The sequence below is a fragment of the Sphingobacterium sp. NPDC055431 genome (assembly GCF_053644255.1).
On sequence record NZ_JBSHLH010000011.1, the window covers coordinates 20773 to 39374 of the forward strand.

At 38.8% G+C, this 18602-nt stretch carries 16 protein-coding genes; 7 read left to right on the forward strand and 9 right to left on the reverse strand.

Annotated features, from left to right (window positions below):
- Positions 1–19 precede the first annotated feature (19 nt).
- Entirely contained in the window at positions 20–592 is a 573-nt protein-coding gene (locus tag ACWIB3_RS11200; protein WP_254529586.1) for a hypothetical protein, read from the forward strand.
- 282 nt (positions 593–874) lie between these two features.
- On the opposite strand, the gene argC is transcribed toward ACWIB3_RS11200, so the two are convergent.
- The 3 genes from argC to ACWIB3_RS11215 all read right to left on the reverse strand — a co-directional run bounded on the left by argC (position 875) and on the right by ACWIB3_RS11215 (position 3937).
- A complete protein-coding gene (gene argC / locus ACWIB3_RS11205; protein ID WP_454291633.1) occupies positions 875–1894 on the reverse strand; it encodes an N-acetyl-gamma-glutamyl-phosphate reductase in 1020 nt (339 codons plus the stop codon).
- Positions 1895–1991: 97 nt separating this feature from the next.
- A complete protein-coding gene (gene argG / locus ACWIB3_RS11210) occupies positions 1992–3179 on the reverse strand; it encodes an argininosuccinate synthase (protein ID WP_185213358.1) in 1188 nt (395 codons plus the stop codon).
- Positions 3180–3220: 41 nt separating this feature from the next.
- Entirely contained in the window at positions 3221–3937 is a 717-nt protein-coding gene (locus ACWIB3_RS11215) for a GNAT family N-acetyltransferase (protein WP_185213357.1), read from the reverse strand.
- A 504-nt stretch (positions 3938–4441) separates the two neighbouring features.
- On the opposite strand from ACWIB3_RS11215, the gene ACWIB3_RS11220 reads away from it, so the two are divergent.
- Complete coding sequence (locus ACWIB3_RS11220; protein ID WP_185213356.1) at positions 4442–4690, forward strand: hypothetical protein; 249 nt, start codon at positions 4442–4444, stop codon at positions 4688–4690.
- A 73-nt stretch (positions 4691–4763) separates the two neighbouring features.
- Here the strand turns inward: ACWIB3_RS11220 and ACWIB3_RS11225 are convergent, their stop codons facing one another.
- A complete protein-coding gene (locus ACWIB3_RS11225) occupies positions 4764–6920 on the reverse strand; it encodes a S9 family peptidase (RefSeq protein ID WP_454291634.1) in 2157 nt (718 codons plus the stop codon).
- Positions 6921–7044: 124 nt separating this feature from the next.
- Here ACWIB3_RS11225 and ACWIB3_RS11230 point away from each other — a divergent pair, with 124 nt between their 5' ends.
- The 4 genes from ACWIB3_RS11230 to ACWIB3_RS11245 all read left to right on the forward strand — a co-directional run bounded on the left by ACWIB3_RS11230 (position 7045) and on the right by ACWIB3_RS11245 (position 12236).
- On the forward strand, positions 7045–8670 hold the full coding sequence (locus ACWIB3_RS11230; protein ID WP_185213354.1) for a S8 family peptidase: 1626 nt from the start codon (positions 7045–7047) through the stop codon (positions 8668–8670).
- Between the two features lie 352 nt (positions 8671–9022).
- A complete protein-coding gene (gene nth, locus ACWIB3_RS11235) occupies positions 9023–9685 on the forward strand; it encodes an endonuclease III (protein ID WP_454291635.1) in 663 nt (220 codons plus the stop codon).
- Between the two features lie 138 nt (positions 9686–9823).
- Positions 9824–10849 (forward strand): recombinase RecA, encoded by a 1026-nt coding sequence (gene recA, locus ACWIB3_RS11240; protein ID WP_185213351.1) that lies wholly within the window; start codon positions 9824–9826, stop codon positions 10847–10849.
- Between the two features lie 199 nt (positions 10850–11048).
- Positions 11049–12236 (forward strand): metallophosphoesterase family protein, encoded by a 1188-nt coding sequence (locus ACWIB3_RS11245; RefSeq protein WP_454291636.1) that lies wholly within the window; start codon positions 11049–11051, stop codon positions 12234–12236.
- 125 nt (positions 12237–12361) lie between these two features.
- On the opposite strand, the gene ACWIB3_RS11250 is transcribed toward ACWIB3_RS11245, so the two are convergent.
- Together ACWIB3_RS11250 and ACWIB3_RS11255 are read right to left on the reverse strand one after the other, a co-directional pair.
- On the reverse strand, positions 12362–13060 hold the full coding sequence (locus ACWIB3_RS11250) for an ABC transporter ATP-binding protein (protein ID WP_185213349.1): 699 nt from the start codon (positions 13058–13060) through the stop codon (positions 12362–12364).
- A gap of 24 nt (positions 13061–13084) precedes the next feature.
- On the reverse strand, positions 13085–14563 hold the full coding sequence (locus tag ACWIB3_RS11255) for a DUF5687 family protein (protein ID WP_454291637.1): 1479 nt from the start codon (positions 14561–14563) through the stop codon (positions 13085–13087).
- A gap of 186 nt (positions 14564–14749) precedes the next feature.
- Between ACWIB3_RS11255 and ACWIB3_RS11260 the strand changes: the two genes are divergently transcribed.
- The gene (locus ACWIB3_RS11260; RefSeq protein WP_454291638.1) at positions 14750–15061 is read left to right on the forward strand and encodes a hypothetical protein; all 312 of its coding nucleotides are present in this window, start codon (positions 14750–14752) and stop codon (positions 15059–15061) included.
- Positions 15062–15501: 440 nt separating this feature from the next.
- Here the strand turns inward: ACWIB3_RS11260 and ACWIB3_RS11265 are convergent, their stop codons facing one another.
- The 3 genes from ACWIB3_RS11265 to ACWIB3_RS11275 all read right to left on the reverse strand — a co-directional run.
- A complete protein-coding gene (locus ACWIB3_RS11265; RefSeq protein WP_454291639.1) occupies positions 15502–15735 on the reverse strand; it encodes a hypothetical protein in 234 nt (77 codons plus the stop codon).
- A 165-nt stretch (positions 15736–15900) separates the two neighbouring features.
- Positions 15901–17538: an L-glutamate gamma-semialdehyde dehydrogenase gene (pruA, locus tag ACWIB3_RS11270; protein WP_454291640.1), complete on the reverse strand. Its 1638-nt coding sequence runs from the start codon at positions 17536–17538 to the stop codon at positions 15901–15903.
- Positions 17539–18373: 835 nt separating this feature from the next.
- The coding region (locus tag ACWIB3_RS11275) for a hypothetical protein (RefSeq protein ID WP_454291641.1) at positions 18374–18602 on the reverse strand (229 nt) is incomplete at its 5' end.

The following is an 18602-nucleotide window of genomic DNA, read 5'->3' on the forward strand; positions in this document are numbered from 1 at the left end:
AGAATTATATAAATGGATCATGAAAACTATGTATTATTTATTGGCAATATGTGCATCGATATTATTATCATGTAAAAAAACAAATATTGAAGAGGAAAAGCCTGTTCCTCAGGATAAGCCAGCAACAGAGACCCCTTCCGAACTAAAAAATGGTCTTTGGTTCTGGGGAGGTTTAGGGCCTATATCCTATTATGATAGAGACGGACATCAATTAGGAAGTGATTGGGAAGCCGCTCGGGAATATTATTTTACAGAACAAAATAAAAAAGGAAAATTGGAATTCTATCAATATTTAGGAACTAGAAGTGCCTCAAACTGTGTCACTGAGATTTTCACAAAAAAAACTGGAACAACGGTTTTCGAAGGAAATAAATTCACTTTTCACCCTATATCTGGAACATTTACAACCGTAAAAAAGGGTTGTAGTACGAATGGAACTACAACTAGAAACGCAGAACCGAAAGATTTACAACCAGACACTTGGCTATGGAAAATCAAGGATTTTGAGGAAGTAAAACGCCTATATATCTATGAAATTAAAGATACCGAAATGGAAGACCCTGTTTTCGTCTATAAGTTTGTAGGACTATAAATCAGTAGCATCTCTAAAATAATTAAGGTTAAGTTGTTTTATTATATCTTTTATACAGTTAATATGTGTTGTTAGTGAATGTGGGCTTGTACAAGATCTGTGCAAGCCCTTCTGTTTATTATGTAGTTGATTTGAGTATTGAGATAGCAACCGCGCTATCACCTAAACGATCATTACTACATTTGATGAAAATGAGATAAGTATAAAAACGGTCAACCCTATTTAGGGATGGACAATGGACATATCTCAAATCTCATATCTCACATCTCAAATCCCCTAACACTAAAAGCCAACCGACTTCAGGTTCAATCCCGCTTTTTCATCCAATCCAAACATCAGGTTCATATTCTGTACCGCTTGTCCAGAAGCACCCTTCAATAGATTATCAGTAATATTCAGGATCAACAGCTTTTCGCCATGTTTCTCTAGATGGATGATGCTCTTGTTGGTATTGACCACCTGTTTGATATCAATATTAGCCTTAGATACATGGGTAAAAGGATGCGAACCATAATAAGACTCGTAAAGCTCATATGCATCCTCTTCCGAAAGATCTGAATCGACATAGATGGCAGAAAAGATACCCCTAGGGAATGCTCCTCGTTGAGGGATAAAGTTAATTTTCTGGGCAGCTCTTTCTAGTAGAGATCCATCTCCAGCTGGAAGGAATCCTTCCTGCAATTGGTTGAGCGACTCCGATATCTCTTGCAGGTGCTGGTGCTCAAATGACTTATAGGCCGAAAGGTTATTGCTTCTCCAGGAAAAATGCGACGTAGCAGAAGGTTTTTGACCAGCACCTGTTGACCCTGTTGTTGCATTCACATGGATTTGGTCGCCCAATAATCCTTTGTTCGCCAAAGGCAATAATGCCAATTGTATATTCGTGGCAAAACAGCCAGGATTAGCAATATATTGCGCCGAAACAATATCGGTTTTATTCAATTCAGGTAGACCGTAGATAAAATTCTTACCTTGGTATTCCGTATTTGCCTTAAGCCTGTAATCTTGGGAAAGATCAATGATCTTTACGGAAGGATCGATAGGATGGGCATCTAAAAACTTGCGCGCATCTCCATGTCCTACACATAAAAACAGAACATCGATATCAGAATGAAAATCTGAAGAGAACGTTAAGTCTGTATCTCCAAACAAATCATTATGAACATCAGAAAGTTTATTGCCGGCATTGGAAGCACTATTGGCAAATATTATATCCACATTCGGGTGAAAGATCAATACCCGAAGCAATTCACCTCCGGTATAGCCTGCCGACCCTACAATTCCTACTTTAATTTTTTCCATTATGATAAATAATCAGTCAAAATAAAACAAAAAAACCAAGGTGCCTAGACAGCTACCTTGGTTTGCAAAAAGATTTTCAATATTTGAAGAAAGGCGATTAGCCTTTGTTATTAACTTTGTGCCAAATGATGGTTTGGTTACCGAAGATTTTCGAGAACCCTTTTACATCATCACCAGTGTAGCCTTTGTTCATCTCACCGTATGAACCAAACTTGTTGGACATTAAATCGTGTTCAGATTCAATACCTAAGATTACAAATCGGTAAGGGTGAAGCTCAATAAATACGCGACCAGAAACGGTATCTTGCGAACTTTGAAGGAATGCCTCCATATCACGCATCACTGGATCATGCATCTGACCTTCGTGCATATAGTTACCATAGAAACCCGCTAATTGGTCTTTCCATGAAAGTTGCCATTTGGTCAAGGTATGTTTCTCCAAAGCATGGTGCGCTTTGATCAGAATAATTGGGCCTGCAGCCTCAAAACCGACACGTCCTTTAATCCCGATGATGGTATCACCAACATGGATATCACGACCGATTCCATAAGGTTGTGCAATCGCTTGCAACTCTTGGATAACCTTAACAGGACTCATTTTCTCACCATCTAAAGCAACTGGTTGACCGTTTTCAAAATCAACAGTAATCTTACGTGGTTCTGTAGAAGTTACAGGAGTTGGCCATGCAGATTCTGGAAGGTATTCATTCGAAGTAAGCGTCTCAGCCCCTCCTACTGAAGTTCCCCATAATCCTTTATTGATCGAGTATTTTGCTTTATCAGCAGAATATTCAACACCATGTGAATTCAAATAATCAATTTCCGCCTCACGTGATAACTGTAGATCACGGATTGGAGTAATGATCTCTACACCTGGAATCAAGGTCTGGAAGATCATATCAAAACGTACCTGATCATTACCTGCACCTGTTGAACCATGTGCAACGCATTCTGCGCCAATTTTCTTCGCATAGTTTGCTATAGCTGTAGCTTGGCAAACACGCTCGGCTGACACTGAAAGCGGATAGGTAGCATTTTTCAAGACATTCCCAAAAATCAAATACTTGATGGTATCTTGGTAATAATCTTCAGTTTCATCAATAGTAGTATGCGACTTTACACCTAGATCATAGGCCTTCTTTTCGATATTCTTTAATTCTTCCTCTGAAAAACCTCCGGTATTTACTACTACGGAGTGAACTTCTAATCCTAAGTCACGAGACAGATAGATACAACAGAATGAAGTATCCAACCCACCACTAAATGCTAAAACTACTTTTTTCATTTGATAACGATTAATATGCTGATGATAACAAAAATAACAAATTAAAAACCTTTAACAGGTCTAATCCCTACGGGAATTACCGCAGCGACCATTTTTTTAGTCGACCTCCAAAGTTTTGCTTCAATTCTCTTCAATAGAGATTGCTTTTTGGAAATTCGGTCAAGACGTTCCTTAGCTTCGGCCTTACGAAGGATCTTTTCCTTCAGTTCTTTTTCTTTTTCTACCGGGTCCCATAACATCGCAGTACACATACAGTTCTTACGATCTTTAGAGACCAAGATATCAAAGTTCACACAGGACTGGCAGCCTTTCCAGAATTCCTCATCTTGAGTCAATTCAGAATAGGTAACAGGTTCATATCCTAGGTCGGAATTGATTTTCATGACAGCCAAACCTGTAGTCAGGCCAAAAATCTTTGCATTTGGATACTTCTCCCTTGACAGATCAAACACGCGCTTTTTGATTGCTTTTGCCAAACCTACTTTACGGAAAAGTGGATTGACAATAAGACCAGAGTTCGCCACATAATCACCATGGCTCCAAGTCTCAATATAACAGAAACCGGCCCAAGTCCCATCCTTATGTAAAGCAATAACAGCCTTACCTTCCTCCATCTTGCGCGCTACGTATTCTGGTTTTCTGCGTGCAATGCCCGTCCCACGAGCCTTTGCAGACTCGAACATTTCATTACAGACTTCATCGGCATACTTAACATGGTTTGCCGTCGCGGGAATAATTAAAAAATCTGAGATTGTCATTGAATAATGTCGACCTAAAAAATAAATACCAAAGTATTTGAACTAACTAATCTAATTTGAATATCAATCACCGAGCTGGGTGAATGACAATATGGGAAGTTTGCCTGCCTCGGTATCAAGCTCGAGGCAGAATAGGTCGTCGGAATCGAAGAACTGGACAATTAAATCTACGCATTGCATAATATGCCCTTATACTAAGCTTGATGCAAGCTTGAGCGAAAGAGTTCATATATAACTTGTTACAATACATACATTTTTGCCTTTGATACTTAGTGATCAGACAGCGCAAAAGTAAACAATTATTTTTTTCTTTTATGCAATCTGAAAGTAGTTTTTTTATTTATAAAATAAATACGCCCCAAATTCATTGAAAACCTTTCAATCAGACTTTCCAATTATTGAAACGTTTAAAATCTTTCATTGTTTTGTAAGATTTCTATTCAAAATGAAGCATTTGCATCGATATATAAATAAATCCTTAATTTTGCATCAAATTAAAAAATCATGGTTGGTCCAAGTATCTTTTTTTACGCCCTATTCGTTATCCCTTACATCCTTTTCATGTATTGGCTGGTTAAGCAAGACAAGAAGAAATATATGTGGGGAGTAATAGTCGTAACTGTAGTTGCCATTTTTGGCCTGGTCGTTTCTCAACGTGCAAGCAAGATCGCAATGGAAAACTACAAGCAGCATCAAATCGATGCCCGCGAAATTGAAGCAGAAAACAAAGCCGATAGCTTAAATCATAAATAAGAAATTTTTAAAATCATACAAGAAAGGGCAATAGAATCATCTATTGCCCTTTCTTGTATCTGTCTTTTCTCTTTTATTTGGTAATTCCCTCCAACTTAAATAGGAATGCATAACTCAATGCCACATCTTTTAAGTAATCAAACCTTCCCGATGCGCCACCATGTCCATAATCCATATCCGTTTTCAATAGGATGACATTGTTACCTTTCTTGGTTGCACGCAATTTCGCTACCCATTTTGCAGGCTCAAAATACTGCACCTGACTATCATGGAGCCCAGTGGTAACCAATAGGTTTGGATATTCTTTCGCTTCAATGTTTTCATATGGAGAATATGATTTCATATAATCGTATGCTTCTTTATTGTTGGGATTTCCCCATTCATCATATTCATTCGTCGTCAATGGAATGCTTTCATCCAACATGGTATTCACTACATCGACAAATGGAACCTGCGCAATCACTCCATTCCAGATTTCTGGCGACATATTGATCACGGCACCCATCAATAATCCGCCCGCACTTCCGCCTTGGGCATAAAGATGCTCCTTGGCTGTAAACTTCTGATCGATCAAATACTTGCCACAGTCAATAAAATCAGTGAACGTATTTTTCTTTTTCATCATTTTCCCATCCTCATACCACTGTCTTCCCATTTCCTCACCACCACGAATATGCGCTAATGCATAGATAAAACCTCGGTCCAAAAGAGACAATCTCGAAGAACTGAAGCTTGGGTCCATGGAATTACCATAGGAACCGTATGCATACAACAACAATGGAGCAGTTCCATCTTTCTTGGTGCCCTTCTTATAGACGATAGAAATTGGAACTTCTGTACCATCTGTAGACTTGGCCATTACACGCTCTGTCACATAATTCTTCATTTCATAACCGCCAAGTACCTCTTGTTGCTTCATCAAGGTCTTTTCTTTGGTCTTCATATTATAGTCAAATGTAGACGATGGAGTGACCATGGAAGTATATCCATATCGTAATACTTCGGTATTGTATTCTGCGTTTGTGCTCGGATAAACCGTATAGGCAGCTTCACCAAAATCAAGGTAATGCTGAGAATTATCCTTAAGGTTCCTGATGGCCAATTGCGTCAAGCCATTTTTCCTTTCAGATATGGCTACATAATCCGCAAACTCATCGATCCCCTGTACCAAGACATCCTTTCTGTGTGGGATATATTCCTTCCAGTTTTCTTTAGCCGTCTTATCCAATGGCGTTTCCATCACCTTAAAGTTCTGGGCATTATCATTGGTAACAATCAAAAATTTATCTGCCAATGGCGTCACATCATAGAGCACATCCTTCATTCTGGCTTGGAATACCTTGAACTCCGCATTGGGCTCATCAGCTTTAATGTACCTGGTCTCCGAACTTAATGTACCTCCTGAATAGATAAAGATGTATTGATCGTTCTTGGACTTACTTACCCCTATATAGTTGGTATTATCCTTTTCCTCATATACCACTGCATCCGATGCCGCATCAGTACCCAAGGCATGACGCTTTATTTTTTCACTCAATAAGGTCACAGGATTTTTGGAAGTATAGAAAATCGTTTTATTATCAGATGCCCAAACAGCAGCACCAGAAGTCCTGACAATTTTATCGGCTAAAAGTTCGCCTGTTTCCAGATTCTTAAACTGAATGACGTACTCTCTCCTGGAAACCGTGTCTACCGAAAAGGCGAGCAATTTATTGTCCGGACTCACCGTAGCACCACCAATGGCATAATAGGCAAAGCCTTCAGCCATCTTATCCACATCCAACAATACTTCTTCTTTGGCATCTAGGCTGCCTTTCTTACGGCACAGCTTAAAGTATTGTTTCCCCTCTTCCGTTCTTTGATAGTAGTAATACCCGTTTCTCAAATATGGGACACTTTCATCGGTTTCTTTGATCCGACCCTTCATCTCTTTGAAAAGGATATCCTGAAAAGATTCCGTATCCTTCATCATGGCCTCTGTATATTTATTCTCCGCTTCCAGATAAGCCACAACCTTCGAAGAATCTGGTCCTTTTTTGAAATAATCAATCATCCAATAATAGGGGTCAGAGACCGTATCTCCATGGATTATTCTTTCATGGGCTATTTCTTCGGCAATAGGCGCCATTGCATCGGGCCAACTCACTGGCTCTTTCTGTATTTTGTTATCTGATGAACAGGATGATATCATGATTGACAATATTAAACCAATTACATATTTATCTTTCATACTATATAGTTAATAATGGTTAATGAATGCTTAAAAATAAGATAAAATTTTTGTGATTTTAGATTAATTAACAAAAGCATCTAGTTGAAAATATTAAATTTGTCGAATTATAATCTATAAAAATATGATAGGAACAAATAAATTTCTGTGCTATTTAGCTTTAGGAATTCTTCCAACCCTTGGATTTAGCCAAGATAAGACTGCCACTCCCCCAGCAAACTGGTATAATCTTGATTTTCAAAAAGACGGTGTCATGGGTATCAGTACTGAAAAAGCCCAAGAACTTTTAAAAGGCAAAAAAGCAACGCCTGTTGTTGTGGCTGTACTAGATGGAGGTGTGGATATTCAACACGAAGATTTAAAGGATGTATTATGGACCAATCCAAAGGAAATCCCTGGAAACGGTAAAGATGATGATGGCAATGGCTATATCGATGATGTACATGGATGGAACTTTATTGGCGGTAAAGATGGATTGAATGTTAATCAAGACAATTTAGAGGTAACCCGTCTGATCCGTATCTACGAACCTAAATACATTTCCGTATTACCAAGTACACCTCTTTCTGAAAAGGAAAGAAGAGAGTTCGTGGCCTACCAAAAAATGATCACAGACTATACTTCTAAAATGGAAGAAGCTTCATTCGGCAAGTTGAACTATGGCCGTCTTAAAAATGAAGTAGATGCTGTAGTGAAAAAAATCGGCAAAGCCCCTAAAGATATTACCAAAGCAGATTTGGACGCTTTCCAAGCAGAAGGTGATCAACAAAAGATGGCCATTAGGATCGCAAAAAAAGAACTTGACAATGGTTCATTCGAGAAATTCTACACGGACATAGAGGATGCTGTAAAATACTTTACCGATCAGGTCGATTCCCATTTAAACAAAGAGTTTGATCCTAGACACGTGGTAGGCGACGACTACGAAGATGCTTCCCAACGCAATTATGGAAACCCAGATGTAAAAGGTCCAGATGCTGAACACGGAACTCACGTTGCCGGTATCATTGGTGCTAAACGCAATAACAATAAAGGCGTCAACGGTGTTGCGGATCATGTACAGATCATGGCTGTTCGCCTGGTTCCTAATGGTGATGAACGCGACAAAGATGTGGCCAATGGTATCCGCTATGCTGTAGATAATGGCGCAAAAGTAATTAACATGAGTTTCGGTAAAGGTTATGCATACAATAAAAAGGCAGTGGACGAAGCCATTAAATATGCTGAATCTAAAGATGTATTACTTGTTCATGCCGCTGGTAATGATGCTCAGGATAATGATATAGAGAAAAACTACCCAACCAAATATTTTACCGATAGTGTAGATGCCGTTGTTGGTGAAGCCAAGAACTGGATCACTGTTGGTGCAACAGGACTGAAACAGGACGCTGATCTATTAGCAAACTTCTCAAACTATGGTTACCGCAGCGTGGATGTTTTTGCACCTGGTGTTAAGATCAACTCGACTATCCCAGAGTCTAAATACAAAGAAAACCAAGGTACCAGTATGGCTGCCCCTGTTGTTGCAGGCTTAGCAGCAATGATCCGTGCATATTACCCTTCATTGACTGCCGAGCAAGTTAAAGAGGTCATCATGAAGAGCGTAACTAAGGTTGACCAAAAGGTTAAGATCAAAAAAGATGGCAATTCAAAACGCGTGTATTTGGATGAAATCAGTGTAAGTGGAGGTATTGTGAATGCTTATAACGCTATTGTAGAGGCTAATAAATTAGTTTCAGAAAAAAAGTAAAAAAATGTTAAATTTTTCACAATATTGCTAAGTATCTTGCGTTTAGATAGAAAACAAGATGCTTATGGTCGAAAACTCTACTAAAACAAAAGAAGTAAATTACGAAGGTCAACTTTCAGGTATCATTCAAGACGCTAATCTTGAATTATCATTCGAGGAAAAAATCAAAAGTTGCATACAACAGTTGTCTAAAGATCCAGAAGACAGAACTATAGAAAATATCCTCAACTATTCTAAGACCTTACGTAACTTATAATAACGAAGCCATTCTAAGAAAGAGTGGCTTCGTCATTTATACCCTATTCCCTCAACAAAGCTTAAATCTTCCCTAGAAATATTATTATCTTTGTTTATGCTGATAAAAGAACGTTACAAGGCTTTTGTTGAATATTTTTCTACCCACAATCCTGACGCACAGACAGAACTGAATTATGGCAATCCATTTGAATTGCTCATTGCGGTTATTCTTTCTGCTCAATGTACAGACAAAAGGATAAATCAGGTGACTCCTGCCCTATTTGAGCGATATCCCGATCCTGAATCCTTAGCGGCTAGCTCCCCTGATGAAGTGTTCACTTATATCAGATCGGTAAGCTATCCCAACAACAAAGCGAAACACTTGGTTGGTATGGCTCAAAAACTCCTCAGTGCATTCCACGGAGAAATTCCGGAGAAGGTCGAAGACTTGGTCAAACTTCCAGGTGTAGGCCGCAAAACTGCCAATGTCATTTCTTCTGTGGTATTCCATAACCCAGCCATGGCTGTAGATACACACGTGTTCCGGGTGGCTGATCGAATAGGATTGACCAATAAGGCAACAACGCCACTGGCTGCAGAAAAACAATTGGTCAAACATTTACCTAAAGATACCATAGCCATGGCACATCATTGGCTAATCTTACATGGTCGATATATATGCCTGGCAAGATCCCCTAAATGCGATATTTGCCCCATCTCCTATTTTTGCAGATATTTTGAACGGAATAAAAAAGCAAAATTAGTCCACAAAGATTAAAACATTCTTCAAAATCTAGCTTAAAACAACAGAAAACTAACATCTTGAACATATCAAAACAAAATAACTAACTTTTTTAGCATTTTATTTGTAGAATTCAATATTATAAATTATTTTTGACAACGTTATACTAAAAATATGAGCAACTCAGACAAACTAAAAGCCTTACAGCTTACATTAGATAAATTAGAAAAGAACTACGGAAAAGGTACCATCATGAAATTAGGTGATACAGCTGTTGAACCTATCGAGGCTATCTCTACAGGTTCTTTAGGCTTAGATATCGCTTTAGGTATTGGTGGTGTACCAAAAGGACGTATCATCGAGATCTATGGTCCTGAATCTTCTGGTAAGACTACTTTAGCCACTCATATTGTAGCAGAAGCACAGAAAAAAGGTGGTATCGCAGCAATCATTGATGCGGAACACGCTTTTGATAAATATTATGCCCAAAAGCTTGGGGTTGATATCGAGAACCTTTTAATCTCTCAACCAGACAATGGTGAGCAAGCATTAGAGATTGCAGATAACTTGATCCGTTCGGGAGCTATCGACGTTATCGTGATTGACTCCGTTGCAGCTTTGGTTCCTAAAGGCGAGATTGAAGGTGAAATGGGTGAATCCAAAATGGGTCTACAGGCACGTTTAATGTCTCAGGCTTTACGTAAGTTGACCGGTACCATTTCTAAAACCAACTGTTGTTGTATCTTCATCAACCAATTGCGCGAGAAAATCGGTGTAATGTTTGGTAACCCTGAAACGACTACTGGTGGTAATGCCCTGAAATTCTATGCTTCAGTACGTTTGGATATCCGTCGTACTTCACAGATCAAAGATTCTGATGAGGTATCTGGTAACCGCGTAAAAGTGAAGATCGTGAAAAATAAAGTTGCCCCTCCTTTCCGTATCGCTGAATTTGACATTATGTTTGGTGAAGGTATATCCAAAGTTGGTGAGATCATTGACTTAGGGGTGGAATACGGAATCGTCAAAAAATCTGGTTCATGGTTCAGCTATGGTGACACGAAATTGGGACAAGGTCGTGATGCAGTGAAAACCTTACTGTTAGACAATCCAGATTTAATGGATGAACTAGAACACAAAATCAGAGCTGAAGTAAGTGGTCAAGATCTTGATCAAGCCGCTATCAGGGAAGAAGATTAATTAGAATCATTTTTTACAAAACTCCTCTAGGTTTCAAATTAATAGGAGGACATATTGAAACAGCAGCTCAAATGAGCTGCTGTTTTTTTATGGAGAAAAAATCCGCTATTGTAAAATTAGTCCTACATCATCATTTACCTATCCAATGCTAGGATGTTTTTTATAAATTTATAGAGACAAAATCTAACCTCAATCTAGCATGAACTTTAATAGAAGAAATTTCCTGAAAGGATTAGGATTAATTGGTTTAGGAGCCAGTACCCCTGCCTATGCAGAAAAACTGATCCCTAATCAGAACGAAGCCTTTTCGCTCGCCTGTCCACCCTACTTACAGAACCTGAATGCCGAGACTGTAACCATCTGTGCGATATTCAACAAACCATGCCTCGCTTGGGTTGAAGTCCTGGATGCCAATAACAAAACCGTCAAATCCATTTATCAGGTAGAGGACGGAATGCGAAACGCAAATACCGACCTTTTTAAATTCAAGGTAAACCATAAGAACGGTCAGTTGAAATACAAGGTGGTAGGAAAGGAAATCAGTAAATTCGAACCCTATAAAATTGAATATGCTGGAACCATTCAATCGGAACCTTTTGAGATTACCGTTCCTCTACCCAAACAGGATAGCATACAATGTTTGATCCTGAATGACATACATGAGGATAAAGACAGCTATGCCTTCCTTTTTGATAAGAGTAAATTGGCTAAAAAGGATTTGGTATTCCTAAATGGCGACTCCTTCCATTATGTAAGCAACCAAACTGACCTGACTGAAAAACTATTGAAGCCTATTGGAAACAAATTTGCAAGTACCACCCCTTTCCTCATGATACGAGGTAACCATGAAACTAGAGGAAGCTTCGCCAGAGACTACAAAAAGTATTTTGATTACCCAGAAAACAAGTTTTACCAAGCATTTCGCATGGGGCCAATCTATTGGATTATTCTGGACAGTGGTGAGGATAAACCTGATGACCATGAAGTATATGCCGGTACCGTTGATTACGACAATTACCGACTGGAGCAAAAGGCATGGTTATCCAAGGTGCTGCAATCTAAGGAACGTAAGGAAGCGAAACATACCCTTGTCGTAACCCACATCCCCTTCCATCATTCGGATGATTGGCATGGAACCAAGCATAACTTTGAATGTTTCCACAGCATATTGAATGATAATAAGGTTGATGCCGTAATTTCAGGACATACACATAAATACAGTTTCCATCCACCCGATAATTCCCATAATTATTATGTGATAATTGGCGGTGGTCCAAAAGCAGGAAATAGAACCTATGTGGACATCACAGCCCAAGGTAAAGCCCTTCAGGTCTCCTTGAACCTTGATGATGGAAGCACCATCAATAGATTTTCAAAAAATGGATGAGCGATCTTTTGAGCTAGCTATCAAATAAAAAATCCCAGATTGGAGAACAGCTAAAGGCCATCTCCAATCTGGGATTCTTACTTATTTTCAGTTAAGCCATAAAATGGGCTTAGCCATGAAGCTTTTTATTCAACAGCAAAGAATGAATTCAACTCTGCCAATGTTTCTTCCGTTTTGACACCATCCTTAACGATCAACCCCATACTCAAAGCAATGATCCGATCTGCGGTTTCAACGGTATGGGAAAGGTCATGACTGGAAATCAAAAGAGTTACATCCTTATTTTCCCTTATTTTAGCAATCAGCTTTTTCAACCTAAACTGTGTAGTTGGATCTAGGTTTGCAAAGGGTTCATCCAAAATAATCAATTCAGGATTTCCAATGAGTGTCCCGACGATACCAACCTTTTTTTGGTTTCCCTTAGAAAGATCACGCACATAGACCTTCTTATTCAATACTTCACCATTAAAAAACTCTCCATACTCCGCTAAAAGCTTATCTACATCACTTTTGTTCATTCCTCGTAACTCACCTAGAAAATAGAAATATTCCTCGGGTGTTAGGTATCCAATCAGGAAGCTATCATCAATAAAAGCCGTGGTAAATTTCTTCCAACCGTCTTGTCCATGGACTGGTATATCATTCAACAATATCTCGCCTGAATCAGGTTGGATCAGATCCAAAATCAAACTAAACAGAGTTGTTTTCCCAGCTCCATTGTTTCCGACCAACCCTATGCTCTCCCCTTTTCCAATATGTAAACTCGGGATATTCAAAACCCGAATTCCATTATAGCTTTTTATTATATCCTTTATCTCAATCATTTATTTTCAATTCAATATCTACAGTTAATTATTAACCTCCTTAAACCCAATCAATATCTTGTATTTATTCTCTTGATACTTCTTAGCGATCCTATTTAATATTTCATTCCGCAAAGCAACTCCAATTAAGCCAATGACAATGAGCGTAATATTAGCTATGTTGATTCCACCCGCATAAAAGGCAATTGCCCAAATGATAATTGGTGCAATCAATAATGGGATACCAACTAACCATTGAGCTGCACCTGTACCTTGATAGTTAAAGATATTTCCATTGTCCAGATCGATCCTTTTCTTGTTCATACTTCCGAAATAAAGGATAACAGGAACATTGACCCCTAAATTATAGACCGCACAGGCTATATTTACCCAAACAACCACCCATCCAAAGTAAAAGTATCCTGTACTCAACACGGTCATGATCGCAATGGAAATATACATCAGCTTCGCTTTGGATTCCAAATATAATTTGATAGGCATATTTTGAGTCATAAGCATCGCATAGTAGGTACTATCCCAAGCTGGAACAAATTGGCCAAAATTGATCACAAATATTCCGGTAATAAAAACCCCAACAAAAACTAATGCGGTTGGGTTTCCTTCTCGCTGTGGGTAAAAGAACAAGCCATAAAACAAAAACACCAAACAACCAAAAATAACGGCCCTTGCTCTTTTTGACCTCCAGATCAACTTCATGTCCAGCTGAAGGAATGGAGCCAATTCTCCAAAACGATTCGTCCAGGAGAGATCATAATTTTTGACAACTGTCCTTTCTGTCTGTAGATAAGCATCCAAAAACATGTTCTCTTTCACATTAAAATACAACAGAAAATAACTCAAAATAGCCAAGACAACAGGAACCAAACATAATAGTGGATAAGTCAGGACAAGATCAAAAAATTGACCAAACAACCCTGAAACAGAAAATATACTGTAGTGATCCAAACAAAATATGACCACTAGAAGCGCCATTATGGGCAGCGTTTTCAAAAGACCATTTTTGAAATTTTGTTGAATGTAAAGATTCAGGTAGTTCACAACAAATTCAAAACCCACGACCGCAATGCACCATGAAAACAGTTGAAAATTCGTTAAATCAGTTACTCTTGCGGTAATGATCAGATAGGGAACAATAACAGCCAACAGCATCCAATTCCAAAACGAATTGGAGGATTTTAACAGGGTATAATTGACGATGCTACTCCGCGGTATATTCAGAACCAATAAAGGCTTGACATTTTGAATGGGCAACTTTTGCATCATCATCCGCATCAAAAAGCTCAAAAAGACCCAATACAACAGAAATTTCCCCACAAAATGTATAGGTTCCTGATTTGGAAACAATTCAATGATCAAGAAATGCAAACTAACCCCAAAGGTCACTGCAGATCCCAAAAAATAAAGGCCAAGTAAGCCCAAAATTATTCTAACGGACAAACTTCTCCCCAGATCAGCCGACCTGAAAAAAGATCTCCATTCCAATAAAAACAATCTTTTAAACATATTCGCAGCTCTAATTGATGATCAGTTTAATAATGGTAACACCACCGTTAGTATTGCAGTGATTTTCTGTATCAAAATAAGAAAATTTAGGGAATGATAGAAAATTAATTGAAGTAGATTGGAGGGGTTCTGGAGATGGTTTGAACCAGGATGCCCTTCGAAGCTGCTCAGGGTACGGGATAAAGGATGGACCAAGATCAGGATATGAACCAGGATGCCAAGGATGAGAGGATCGACCAAGATTATGGCAAGAACCAGGATTCATGGGATAGGAGGATGGACCAAGATCGTAACTCATGTCCACTTGAAGGGTTTCCAATTTTCGTAGGCGTAAAGCTCGTCAGTCTTCGATTGACGATGACAGAACTTTTTGTTGGAGAACCGTACAGATTCTTCACTGATCATTCAAAATCGGATGTATCCCCAAAAGGGATTCAGAGCGCAGCGAAGAATCTATTTTTTTATTTTTTTTCGGATTTGGTCATTCCGAAATCGTAAGATGAGGAAACTATTTTTTATTAAGCTCGCCCAATAAAGAGGATTTTTAGAAAAATATTTCACCCATGCTGTGGGTTCTCCATGGGGAACCCCTTGGATCTACAAAGATTTCACCCCTTCAAGGGCTTCCCAAATTTACAAACATCAATCTTTCCGCAGGAAGTCCTTTAGCCCCTGACTCATTTCCAATGGCGGAAAAAGGGAAAGAATGCCGTGGCCATGCGCGGTGGGATTGCTAAAATAATTGAACCCTTCTAGGGTTCTTTTTATTACAAGAATTATGCATTGTTAGTGAGTTAACAAACATCAATCCTTCCGCAGGAAGTCCTTTAGCCCCTGGCTCATTTCCAATGGCGGAAAAAGGGAAAGAATGCCGTGGCCCTGCGCGGTGGGATTGGGCTTGGATGCTTTCAAGAAATACTCCCATCTAAAGGGAGAATTTAGAAGAACGGCATCCTCGACATCAAGGCATTCTTTTCATGTGCGATGGATGGTGCGAAAAGCCATCTTAAATGAGCCGAAGCCTTTTGGTTACTTTTGGGCTTCAAAAGTAATGAAGATAATTGGTATCCCTGAGCTCCTTCGTCGGTTTGGTCACTTTTGCGCTCCAAAAGTAACGAAGAGAATTGGTATCCCTGAGCTCCTTTGTCGGTTTGTTCACTTTTGCGCTCCAAAAGTAACGAAGAATCTAAAGTTTGTTTTCTTTCTTAAATTAATGACATTGCCCGCTAGGGGTTGTATTTTGGAATGTAGCTTCGACAGTTATCGGAACCGAAGGGCAGCACAAAAAAAAGGAGCCACCTTTTCAGATAGCTCCCATGACTTATTTTAATAATATTCTATAATTCCTCAGATAAGAAAGGATAACGGTAATCCACATCTGGATTAAAGGTTTCCTTAATCGTTCTTGGAGATACCCAACGCAATAGGTTGATCATAGATCCTGCCTTGTCATTGGTACCTGAACCTCTTGCACCACCAAATGGCTGTTGTCCAACCACGGCACCTGTACATTTATCATTGATATAGAAGTTACCAGCTGCATTACGTAAATAATGAGTTGCTTCTTCAATTGCATAACGGTCTTGAGAGATGATAGAACCCGTCAAGGCATAGATTGAAGTGGTATCAACCAATTTCAAGGTTTCAGCCCATTTCTTATCGTCATAAACATAAATTGTCAATACTGGACCGAACAATTCTTCTGACATCGTTTCGTAATCAGCTTTCTCAGCAACGATAACCGTTGGGTTAATGAAGTAACCTTTAGATTTATCGTATTCACCACCGATTACAACCTCTGCATCTTTAGACTCTTTGGCTCTATCGATATATTTTGTGATCTTATCGAAAGCCTTCTCATCAATAACCGCATTGATAAAGTTGCTGAAATCTTCCGTTCCACCAATTTTGAAGGTTTTGATGTCACGCTCCATTTTTTCTTTAAGCTCTTTCCAAAGAGATTTAGGAACGTAAGCACGTGATGCAGCTGAACATTTCTGTCCTTGGAATTCAAATGCGCCACGTACCAATGCTGTATTCAATACATCTAAATCAGCAGATGGGTGAGCTAAGATAAAGTCCTTACCACCAGTTTCACCTACGATACGTGGGTATGTTTTGTAAAGGTGGATATTCTCACCAATTGTTTTCCAGATATCTTGGAATACACCGGTTGAACCTGTAAAGTGTATACCAGCGAAATCAGGGTGTTTGAAGATCACATCACCAGCATCAGGTCCTGATACATAAACCAAGTTGATCACACCTGCAGGTACACCAGCTTCTCTGAAGATCTCCATCAACACATTCGCTGAATAGATCTGTGTGTTTGCTGGTTTCCAAACCACCACATTACCCATCATCGCAGCACTTGTAGGTAAATTACCTGCAATAGCTGTAAAGTTGAACGGAGTCAATGCAAACACGAATCCTTCAAGAGGACGTTGCTCTACTCTGTTCCATACATTTTTAGGGTTGATTGGAGGTTGTTGTTGGTAGATTTCGCTCATGTACTTCACGTTGAAGCGCAAGAAATCTGCAATCTCACATGCTGAATCAATTTCTGCTTGGTACGGATTCTTAGACTGACCTAGCATGGTTGCAGCATTCAATTTATAGCGATATTTTGTAGAGATCAACTCTGCAGCTTTCAAGAAAATCGCAGCTCTTTGTTCCCATGGAAGATTTTCCCAATCGTTTTTAGCAGCTAAGGCAGCATCGATCGCTTCCTTGACATTCTCTTTAGTACCTTGATTAAAATAACCTAGCACATGTTTGTGATCATGTGGTGGTGTGATTTTTACTTTCTTACTGGTGCGAACTTCTTCGTCTCCAATGTACATCGGGATATCTATTTCTGTTGCTCTTGCAGCAGCAATAGCTTCTTTTAATAAACTTCTTTCTTTAGTCCCAGGAGCGTATGAGTAAACGGGCTCATTCGTTGGCGTAGGAACTGTAAAAAAACCTTTCAACATAATTAAAAATTATTTTTTTGATTCATAAAAATACTCAAAACCGGACGGACGATCCGCCCAAAAAATTCCAATAAGATCAATAGAACGATAAATTTCCCCCTCTAAGATTTCCATCAGAATTCTTCTTACGAAGATACTCAATTGAGAAACGGAATGAACAACATATCTGAACCGATAATAAACATATTTTGTCCATTTTTATTTACTTCTAATCAAAGATACAAAATAAATGTTTACTTAAATTAACCCATATAGGCATTAAAACACCCCAAACAGCATCATTTTAAGCATATTAGGACCATGAGGCAAAGATTTTATCCTAATGATAAACAACTTCGCTTTCATTAGCTGATTGATCTCTTCATTTGCTCGATTAACAATTATCTAATTCTTTTGTTCAGCTCGTTAAAAAATTTAACATAACTAGAACAAAATGGGTTTAGAAATAATTAATAGACAGTGTTAATATTTCATTTCCATAAAAACCATAAACTCTGGTTTCATTCGAGACATATTCGAGAATCATTCGAAGGACAATGCAGAATGCTCCGAATATTCGTGGATAATTAAATTAAACATTTTGCGATTTTTCGGAATGTGTCTCGAATGAGGTCAAGTCCTCCTCAGAATGAAAAATTTGGACTAAATTTATTCGGAGGTGATGACAGCTTGCTGGCAATGAAATATATTGGCTCTTTTATTTCTAAATATATAACCCCATCGGGGTTCCATTATTTTAGCTGGCATGTCACGTTAGCTTGGAATTAATGCAAAAACGATGTTCGATTAATCGAACATCGTTTTTGCGCAACCCCTATATTGTTCAGTACCATTTCTAAAAAAATTCTGCCCTTCTAGGGCAGTATGTCGTAAAAAAAATAAACTTTTCCGGTGTCAAAATGAGGAACGAAAGTTCTTGGATTTTTATAGACATAATCAATTTCGGATGACATTGGCGTTCAGGTCCTTTACCTTCGCCCCCCCTAGCTGTCGTCCTGACGAAGGAAGGATCTCGGAATTTTACAGACATATCAATTGCGGATGGCATTGGCGTACAGGTCCTC

Bases quoted from the DNA above. Each gene is read 5' to 3' on its own strand.
- nth (WP_454291635.1), top strand. From the start codon at position 9,023: ATGCTGATAAAAGAACGTTACAAGGCTTTTGTTGAATATTTTTCTACC.
- pruA (WP_454291640.1), bottom strand. From the start codon at position 17,538: ATGTTGAAAGGTTTTTTTACAGTTCCTACGCCAACGAATGAGCCCGTT.
- ACWIB3_RS11250 (WP_185213349.1), bottom strand. From the start codon at position 13,060: ATGATTGAGATAAAGGATATAATAAAAAGCTATAATGGAATTCGGGTT.
- ACWIB3_RS11245 (WP_454291636.1), top strand. From the start codon at position 11,049: ATGAACTTTAATAGAAGAAATTTCCTGAAAGGATTAGGATTAATTGGT.
- ACWIB3_RS11215 (WP_185213357.1), bottom strand. From the start codon at position 3,937: ATGACAATCTCAGATTTTTTAATTATTCCCGCGACGGCAAACCATGTT.
- ACWIB3_RS11220 (WP_185213356.1), top strand. From the start codon at position 4,442: ATGGTTGGTCCAAGTATCTTTTTTTACGCCCTATTCGTTATCCCTTAC.
- argG (WP_185213358.1), bottom strand. From the start codon at position 3,179: ATGAAAAAAGTAGTTTTAGCATTTAGTGGTGGGTTGGATACTTCATTC.
- ACWIB3_RS11255 (WP_454291637.1), bottom strand. From the start codon at position 14,563: ATGTTTAAAAGATTGTTTTTATTGGAATGGAGATCTTTTTTCAGGTCG.
- argC (WP_454291633.1), bottom strand. From the start codon at position 1,894: ATGGAAAAAATTAAAGTAGGAATTGTAGGGTCGGCAGGCTATACCGGA.
- recA (WP_185213351.1), top strand. From the start codon at position 9,824: ATGAGCAACTCAGACAAACTAAAAGCCTTACAGCTTACATTAGATAAA.
- ACWIB3_RS11230 (WP_185213354.1), top strand. From the start codon at position 7,045: ATGATAGGAACAAATAAATTTCTGTGCTATTTAGCTTTAGGAATTCTT.
- ACWIB3_RS11225 (WP_454291634.1), bottom strand. From the start codon at position 6,920: ATGAAAGATAAATATGTAATTGGTTTAATATTGTCAATCATGATATCA.
- ACWIB3_RS11260 (WP_454291638.1), top strand. From the start codon at position 14,750: ATGGACCAAGATCAGGATATGAACCAGGATGCCAAGGATGAGAGGATC.
- ACWIB3_RS11200 (WP_254529586.1), top strand. From the start codon at position 20: ATGAAAACTATGTATTATTTATTGGCAATATGTGCATCGATATTATTA.